Origin of the sequence: Gordonia sp. HS-NH1 (genome assembly GCF_001418765.1) — a bacterium.
GTDB lineage: Bacteria > Actinomycetota > Actinomycetes > Mycobacteriales > Mycobacteriaceae > Gordonia.
This window is the reverse complement of the sequence record NZ_LIYC01000027.1, coordinates 56,115-64,289: the sequence shown is the minus strand read 5'-3', so window position 1 is coordinate 64,289 and position 8,175 is coordinate 56,115. Positions and strand designations below refer to the sequence as shown.

The 8,175-nt window shown below is 64.2% G+C and carries 7 protein-coding genes; 2 read left to right on the top strand and 5 right to left on the bottom strand.

Features of this window, described 5'->3' with window-relative positions; all coding sequences use genetic code 11:
* Window positions 1-29 precede the first annotated feature (29 nt).
* A complete protein-coding gene (locus AMD30_RS17210; RefSeq protein WP_269432808.1) occupies window positions 30-791 on the top strand; it encodes a cation diffusion facilitator family transporter in 762 nt (253 codons plus the stop codon).
* A gap of 102 nt (window positions 792-893) precedes the next feature.
* On the opposite strand, the gene AMD30_RS17205 is transcribed toward AMD30_RS17210, so the two are convergent.
* The gene (locus AMD30_RS17205) at window positions 894-1,472 is read right to left on the bottom strand and encodes a vitamin K epoxide reductase family protein (protein ID WP_101821345.1); all 579 of its coding nucleotides are present in this window, start codon (window positions 1,470-1,472) and stop codon (window positions 894-896) included.
* A gap of 53 nt (window positions 1,473-1,525) precedes the next feature.
* Window positions 1,526-2,170 carry a DsbA family protein gene (locus AMD30_RS17200; protein WP_055476459.1) on the bottom strand — a complete coding sequence of 215 codons (645 nt, stop codon included), beginning with the start codon at window positions 2,168-2,170 and terminating at the stop codon, window positions 1,526-1,528.
* Between the two features lie 204 nt (window positions 2,171-2,374).
* Here AMD30_RS17200 and lnt point away from each other — a divergent pair, with 204 nt between their 5' ends.
* Window positions 2,375-3,883 carry an apolipoprotein N-acyltransferase gene (lnt, locus tag AMD30_RS17195; protein ID WP_226514238.1) on the top strand — a complete coding sequence of 503 codons (1,509 nt, stop codon included), beginning with the start codon at window positions 2,375-2,377 and terminating at the stop codon, window positions 3,881-3,883.
* A 15-nt stretch (window positions 3,884-3,898) separates the two neighbouring features.
* On the opposite strand, the gene AMD30_RS17190 is transcribed toward lnt, so the two are convergent.
* The 3 genes from AMD30_RS17190 to AMD30_RS17180 all read right to left on the bottom strand — a co-directional run bounded on the left by AMD30_RS17190 (window position 3,899) and on the right by AMD30_RS17180 (window position 7,975).
* Window positions 3,899-6,091: a heavy metal translocating P-type ATPase gene (locus AMD30_RS17190; protein ID WP_055476458.1), complete on the bottom strand. Its 2,193-nt coding sequence runs from the start codon at window positions 6,089-6,091 to the stop codon at window positions 3,899-3,901.
* The gene (locus tag AMD30_RS17185) at window positions 6,084-6,500 is read right to left on the bottom strand and encodes an ArsR/SmtB family transcription factor (protein WP_055476457.1); all 417 of its coding nucleotides are present in this window, start codon (window positions 6,498-6,500) and stop codon (window positions 6,084-6,086) included. The genes AMD30_RS17190 and AMD30_RS17185 overlap by 8 nt, the downstream gene beginning before the upstream one ends.
* 197 nt (window positions 6,501-6,697) lie before the next feature.
* Window positions 6,698-7,975, bottom strand: a complete 1,278-nt coding sequence (locus tag AMD30_RS17180; RefSeq protein WP_139104530.1) for a L,D-transpeptidase — start codon at window positions 7,973-7,975, stop codon at window positions 6,698-6,700.
* Between the last annotated feature and the right edge of the window lie 200 nt (window positions 7,976-8,175).

Here is an 8,175-nt window from a genome sequence, read left to right as displayed (position 1 = left end):
GAAACGCCGGGAGGGATCAGACAGATGCGATCGGGTTGGCGGTCGCGCTGGTCGCAGCAACCGTGATGCACCGTCCGGTCAGCAAGACTCGCACATGGGGACTGCGGCGCATCGAGGTCATCGCCGCTCTGGGGCAGGCCTCGCTGCTGCTTGCTGTCGGGCTCTACGCCGCTGTTGAGGGCGTGCGGAGACTGTTCGCTCCGCCAGAGGTTCCCTCGACCGAACTGCTGATCTTCGGAATCATCGGGCTCGTGGCGAACATCGTCGCCATGCTGGTGCTTGCCTCAGGACGCGGGGCCAACTTCAACATGCGAGCGGCGTTCCTGGAGGTCCTCAACGACGCACTGGGATCGCTGGGTGTAATTGTCGCCGCGATCGTCATCGCTACCACCGGCTTCCAACAAGCCGACGCACTGGCCGGCCTGTTCATTGCGCTACTGATCGCACCCCGCGCCCTCAAGCTCATGGCAGAGACGACGCGAGTGCTGATGGAGTTCACGCCCAGGGAGATCGATTTGGACGACGTCAGGGCCCACATTCTCGAGATGGACCGCGTGCAGGACGTGCACGACCTCCACGCATCGACGGTGGCCACTGGTCTGCCGATCATTAGCGCTCACGTGGTGGTCGATGACGACTGCTTCCAGGACGGGCACGCCCCCACGATCTTGAATGACATCCGAACGTGCGTGGCGACCCACTTCGCCATCTCCTTCGAGCACTCCACCTTCCAGCTCGAGACCAGTGCCCAGCGTCACCAGGAGGAAGCCTTGGCAGCCCATCACCCGTGAGGGGTGGCGCATCGACGACACCCACGCCGCCGGTCTGCGCACGAAGTGCACGATCGTTGCCAGGGGAGAGACGATGCTTCACCCCTGTCAATCGGGCCACGGTCACACCAGCGTGGACCAGTACCACCAGAAGCGTTCGATGATGAGGGCGATCACCGCCATCGCCCACACCAGCGGTACTACGGTGTGCACCGTGAGGACCACATCGAGGGCTCGGCGTGCTCTCCCGGATGGGCAGACATGGTCGGCATTGCGCAGGCTCACATACCAAAAGGCAACCACGACAACGACCCACACGGCCATGCAGTACGGGCAGAGTGCATCGATTCGATACAGACTCTGAAATATCAGCCAATGGACGAACACCACCGCACCCGTCAGGCCGATCTGCAATCCGATCATGACCCACAAGGCCGGGCGGGGTCCTAGCAGGACGGCGATAGCGATCAGAGCTGTGAAGCCTGCGATTCCGAGCAGTGAGTTGGGGAACCCGAAGACGGCTGCTTGGGGGGTGTCCATGACCGATCCGCAATTGACGATCGGGTTGATACTGCAGGTCGGCGTGTAGTTCGGATCGGTTGCCAGTTCGAACTTTTCGACGGTCAGTGCGAACGCAGCGACAAGTCCAATGCCTCCGCAGACCGCAAGAATCCACGGGAGCAGCCGCGGGAAAACCGGGATCTGCGTGTCGGGCGCAAAGCCTGACGGCTCTGAGGTCTGCCGGGGTGTGATGGTCACTGACGTATCGCGGATTCGAGCGCAGAGCTCAGATCGTCATAGCCTTCGGGCTTGATGAGTTCGTCGTTGATGAAGAACGTGGGGGTTCCGGTCACGCCTAGTGCTTTGCCGTCAGCGACATCGCGGTCGATGAGCTCGCGGGTGGCCTGTGAGTCATAGGCGGCGGCGAATCGCTCCATGTCCAGGCCCAACACCTGGGCGTAGGAGAAGAACAGATCGTCCAGCGGCACCTTTTGTTCGCCCCAGCTGCGTTGAGTGTCGAACATCTTGCGGTACATCGGTTCGAATTGGCCTTGTTCGGCCGCCGCGGCCACGGCCCGTGCCGCGCGGTCGGCGTTGAAGTGCCCGGGGAGGGGGAAGTAGCGGACCACGAAAGTGACTTGATCGCCGTAGGTTTGGCGAAGCTGCTCCACCGCCGGGTACGCCGCCCCACACCCTTCACACTCGAAGTCCAGGAACTCGACAAATGTCGCCTTGGACTCGGTCGGAGCCGATAGCCGTGGAGAATCAGGCCGTACCGTCGTATACGCCTGGTCGCCGGACTGTTCGCTCTCTCCGGCCCGGGAGACCACGAACACCACTGTGAGCGCCAGGCAGAACACGAAGACTGCCGCGAGCGACATCTTGACGTTGCGACTCATCGAGACATCCCTCCGCGTCGAACCTTGACCGCTTGAGCTGGCACGATCATCACTCCCGTCACGATTACTACTACGTTGGCTAGTAGTTTACAGGGCGTGCGGTGTCGTCCGGGCGATTGGCGTGCATATCACGCACGACCGAACCGGTGAGGGGAGCGGTGGGCGGTGAGTCGTCACTCGGATGCTCGGCATGCCGGCGCAGGTCTGCCACCGATATGTGCATCTGCACTACGTATCGCGGCTGCGGCCGGTTCGGGCGGGCTGCTGTATGTGAGCTTCCCTCCGCGCCAACTGTGGTTCCTTGCCCCGGTGGCGATCGCGGTCCTGGTGGTGACACTGCGTGGGCGGTCGCTGTGGGCGGCGTCAGGCTACGGCTATCTCGCTGGGCTGGGCTTTTTCGTGCCGCTGCTGCCGTGGGTCGGTACGTATGTGGGTGCGGTGCCGTGGCTGGCCTTGGCGGCGGTCGAGGCGGTGGCGTTCGGTGTCTTCGGGGCGGTGGCGGCGCTGGTCGGCAGATGCCGCGGAGCGCCGGTGTGGCTAGCATGCGCCTGGGTGGCAGTCGAAGCCGTCCGCTCCCGCGTGCCTTTTGGCGGTTTTCCCTGGGGCCGAATAGCATTCGGTCAGCCGGACGGGTTCTTGCTGCCGTTAGCGGCCTTGGCTGGCGCGCCGGGGTTGTCCTTCGTTGTGGTGCTGCTCGGCGCACTCCTGGCCGCGATCGCAGTGGCGGTAATCAACGTGCACCCTCGGGCGTTGGCCGGCCCAGGCGTAGCAGTCGCCGTAGTGGGAGTGCTGACATGGACCCTGGCGCCGTCGCAGACAGCAGAACCGGAGGAGCAGTCGGTGACGGTGGCGTTGGTGCAGGGCAACGTACCGCGGTTGGGTTTGGACTTCAATGCTCAGCGACGTGCAGTGCTCGACAATCATGTCCGGCGCACTCTCGACCTGGCGGAGGAGGTCAGCTCTGGGCGGGTCGTGCGTCCCGATGTGGTGGTGTGGCCGGAGAACTCATCCGATATCGACCCGTTCGGTAACCGTGATGCTGCGGCGCAAATTGATCGTGCCGCGCGGGCGATCGAGGTGCCGATCCTGGTGGGCGCGGTGATCGCCGGGAGCCACAGCACGTCCCGCAATACGTTGGTGGTGTGGGATCCCGTCACCGGGCCTGGTCAGGAGCATGACAAACGTCAGCTGGTGCCGTTCGGGGAGTACTTGCCGCTGCGGGGACTGATGACACAGCTTTCGTCCTACGCCAGCCGGGCTGGCAACTTCATTCCTGGCACAGGCGATGGCGTTGTCGATCTTGCCGGGGTGCCCGTGGCGGTAGCGACCTGCTACGAAGTCGCGTTCGACGATCTGGTGACCGAATCGGTGCGCGCCGGTGCGCAGCTGATCGCGGTTCCGACGAACAACGCGACGTTCGGGCGCACCGAGATGACCTACCAGCAACTCGCGATGTCGCGAGTTCGGGCAGTCGAACACGATAAGGCGGTGGTCATCGCAGCAACCAGTGGCGTGAGCGCGGTCATCGAACCTGATGGGACCATTGCACAACGCACAGAATTGTTCTCCCCCGATGTTCTCATCGCGCGGGTGCCGTTGAGGACAACGACGACCCTGGCGACGCGGATCGGAGCAGCAGGAGAAGGGATCTGTGCTGCCGCCGTCCTGGCGGCACTGATTGTACGCACGTGGAGATCACGCCTACGCTCCTGACGCGGCGTGGCTCCCTCAGTGACGCTCGCGATGAAACGTTGGCGAGCTACTCGGTACGTCATCGGCGCCATCCGACGGGCTCGAACAGCAACTGCACCCTGGTTCTGTTGTGGCCGAACAGCTCTTGCTGGTCGCCGCGCCGCGTGCTCGTGGTGTCGGCAGCAGGGGTACCGCGGGCACCGACCGTGGTTGAACGGGGGTGGTGGCTGGTCCTGGAGCGCAACAGGCGTCGCCTGTGTCGTGGTAGGCCGACACCGAGATGTTGAGCGTGCCGGGGGATACCCGGGGCACGGCACCGGTGCCCGGCAGCGCTTTCGTCCGGGCGGCACGAATCGCGTTGGCGATCACCAGCACTTCTGCGAGTTCGTGGACGAAGACCACTGTGGCCAGGCCGAGGACGCCCGTGGCGGCCAGCGGAATCAGCACACCGATGATCGCTAGGGAAAATCCTATGTTCTGCATCATGATTCGGCGTGCGCGCCGAGCATGGGACAGTAGTTGCGGGAGATGGCGAAGATCTTCGCCCAGCAACGCCACATCGGCGGTTTCGATAGCGACGTCGGTACCCATCGCTCCCATCGCAATACCGACATCGGCGGTGGCCAACGCCGGGGCGTCGTTGACGCCGTCGCCGACCATGGCGATCGCCCGCCCGCGCGCTAGCGTGGCCAGCAAGTCGGCTTTGTCTTCGGGAAGGAGTTCGGAATGGACGGTGCTGATTCCGGACGCAGTGGCCAAAGCATGTGCGGTGCGGTCGTTGTCCCCGGTCAGCATGACCGAGTCGACACCCAGCGCCGTCAGTTGCCCGATCGTTTCAGCGGCCTCGGGGCGAAGCTCATCGCGGACCGCGATCGCGGCGACGACGGTGCCTTCCCGTTCGATCAGCACGACGGTGGCGCCGTCGCTCTGCAATCGAGTGACGTCTCCGGCGAGCGCGCCGGGATCGAGCCACCCGGGTTTGCCCAGGCGCAGTTGCTGTCCGCGTATCCGGCCGGTGAGGCCGTGACCGGCGATCGCGGTGACGTCATCGGCAGGTGAGCCCAGAGCAGGTGCGGCCGCGAGAATCGCGCTCGCCAACGGGTGCTCGCTGCGAGCCTCGAGCGCGGCGGCATAAGACAACGCGTCCTCGCGGGTGACCTCGGGTGTGCTCACCACGTCGATGACCTCCGGAGTGCCGCGGGTCAAGGTGCCGGTCTTGTCCAGCGCGACGACGCGGACCTGTCCCAGCTCTTCGAGTGCAGCACCGCCTTTGACGAGTGCGCCATGGCGGCTGGCGGCGCCGATCGCGGCGACCACCGTCAGCGGCACCGCGATCGCCAACGCACACGGGGACGCGGCAACGAGCACCACCAGGCCGCGTTCGAGCCACAGCAGCGGATCACCGAGTAGCGCACCGATACCGGCCACGAGTGCGGCTAGCACCATGATGGCCGGGACCAGGGGGCGGGCGATGCGGTCGGCGAGACGTTGGCCGGCGCCCTTGCGTTCCTGCGCTTGCTCGACGATGTGCACGATGCGGGCTAGGGAACTGTCGGCGGCGCGGGCGGTTACGCGGACTTCGATCGCACCGCCACCGTTGATCGCGCCGGCGTAGAGCAAGTCACCCGGACCCGCCTCCACGGGCACAGATTCGCCGGTGATCGCCGACAGATCTACGCTGGTAGTGCCAGCGGTGATAGTCCCGTCGGTCGCCGCGCGCTCACCGGGACGCACCACCATCACATCGCCGAAGATCAACTCATCCGGTGACACGGTGACCTCGAGACCCCCACGAATCACCGATGCGGTCGGTGGAACCAGCGCGAGCAGCGCCCGCAGGCCTCGCCGGGTCTTGGTGACCGCGTAATGCTCGAGTCCTTCAGCGACCGAGAACAAGATTCCCAGCAGCGCGGCCTCGGGTATTTGGCCTAGCGCCACGGCGCCGATTGCGGCGATCGTCATCAGCGTTCCGACACCGATGCGCCCGTGGCGCAGCGATCGCAGTGTCGACGGCACGAACGTGGAGGCGGCAACAACTGCCGCGAGCAGTTCCAGGACGACGCCTGCGGTGTCCGATAGCGAGCTTCCGATGATCCAGCCGAACGCGAGGAAAACTGCTGCTGCGCCGGCGAAACGCAACTCGCGTACTTGCCACAACCGGACCGGTCCCTGATCGGCCTCAGCCTCGAGGGCGGCGGAATCTGAGGGTCCGCAGCATGCGTCACTCATGTGTATGCCCCTGCACTATGGCCGCCGCCGGTTTCGTCGCGGCTGTCGTGGAGACCCCGGCGACCGCCAGAACCGCTGTCACGAGAGCATGACCGGACGGAGTCAACGCATACATCACCAACCGTCCGTGGCGACGCCCGGTCACGAGGCCGGCACTCTTGAGCAGGCGCAGATGGTGTGAGACAAGGTTCTGCGCCATGCCGACCACCCACGCGAGGTCGCAGACACACAGTTCGTCCCCCGACAGCAACGCTGTCGCTACGCGCAGACGAGTGGGATCGCCGAGCGCACGGGCCCCGGTGGCGGCACGGTCGACCGCCGTCGCATCCGGCAACGCAGACCGGATACCTTCTGCGTGAGGCAAATCGAGGCACAGCAAGTCGCATGTATCCACCGGCTCCCGGGTCATATCGACATCCTTACGTTCGTTGATATGTCGCCATGTAACCACCTTCGGGCAAATACCTCAATATCCGTTGATGTGGCGGATGGCATACCCGCGGGCACGGACCGGTCGGGGCCGGCCCGTAGGCGTCCAGGGTCAAGGCCGGACGAGCTCAGTCGACTGGACCGTGATGGAGTGTCTGGATCGAGCCAGCCCGATGCCTAGGTGTCTGCGTTGCCCTTCTTCCACTGTGCCCACGGGATGTTCCAGTCGCCGAGTCCATCGACTCCCGATAGTGTTTCGGCGTTGGTGTTCTTCACCGTGACGGGGTCGCCGCGCATCGTGTTCTTCACGAGCCATTCCGCGTCCGCGGGACTCAGATTCGGGCAGCCGTTGCTGACATTGCTGTTGCCCTGCGCCGACAGAGACCACGGGGCACCGTGCATGTAGATGCCGCTGTAAGACATCTGCACCGCCCAGTCGACGGGTGTGCGGTATCCCGCCGATGACTCGACAGGAACTCCGTAGGTGGAGGAGTCCATGACGATGTGCTCGACGCGATCACCGATCATGTAGATGCCGCGTGGAGTCGGTGTGCTGTCTTTGCCGAACGACGTCGGCATCGTTCGGATGACCTTGCCATCCCTCTTTACGACGATGGTCTTGGTGTTGTCGTCGGCTTCGATTGTCTGAGCTCGGCCAATGGTGAAGTCGTAGGACAGATTTCTGTTGCCATAGAGCCCGTCGCCGAGGTCGACTCCGTAAATGTTCACGGCGACACTGACCTTGGTCCCCGGCATCCAGAAGCGCTCGGGCCTCCATCGGACCTCGGAGTCGCTGATCCAATAGAACGCGCCTTGCATCTGTGGATCAGAGGCCACGGTGATTGCAGCCTGCGCCTTCCGGCGGTCAGGGATGGGATCCGAGAATCGAACACCAATCGTGTGCGCAATTCCGACGGTCTTCTCGCCCAGAATGGCCGCGCTGGTCAGCGACTCCGGCGAGGCTGTGGTGAAGCCTTGCGAGACGCTCGTTCGACCACCCACACCCACGGCTTCAGCTCGAACGGAGTACTGCTTCGAGTACCCCAACGGCTGGGTGCTTGTCCAGGTACTGCCATCCTCGCTCAGCGAGCCCGCCAACGCACGCCCGCTAGATGTTGGGATATCGACGTCGGTCAACGCGCCGCGACTGGCCGTCACAACGATAGGAAGCCCAGGTTCGACAACCGCGTCGGGAGCGAGCCGATCGCCTCCTTCGGTGGCCACAGCGATGGAGGGTTGTGCGATGGCCGCAAAACTGTCGACGGCCGAAATCTGGTCACTGTAGGTAGAGCTACCGCCAGCCGAGCTGCACGAGGTCAGTACCACCACGACGGCCGTCAGCGCCGCCAATACCAGTACATGCCGAGCCTTGACCTGCGCCGAACGGTGGCGTCGAAGGGTTCCCAGACGTTGCCGCAGCTGACTATGGCCAGTCGATCGGCGGTCGCGACGCATCGTCCTCGGAGTGCCAAAGCGGCCCATCAGTTACAAAGCCCTTCATCCGGAGCACACACCGACGACCACAGAATGTAGGCGCCGCCACAGGTCTTACTAACAATGATAGTAGTTTACGGCTCACCAGGCCTCACCGCTCCGATCGAGCAAGCAAGACCCAACGTGGTTGCCATCCGGGTTCTATAAATACTACGGTGCGT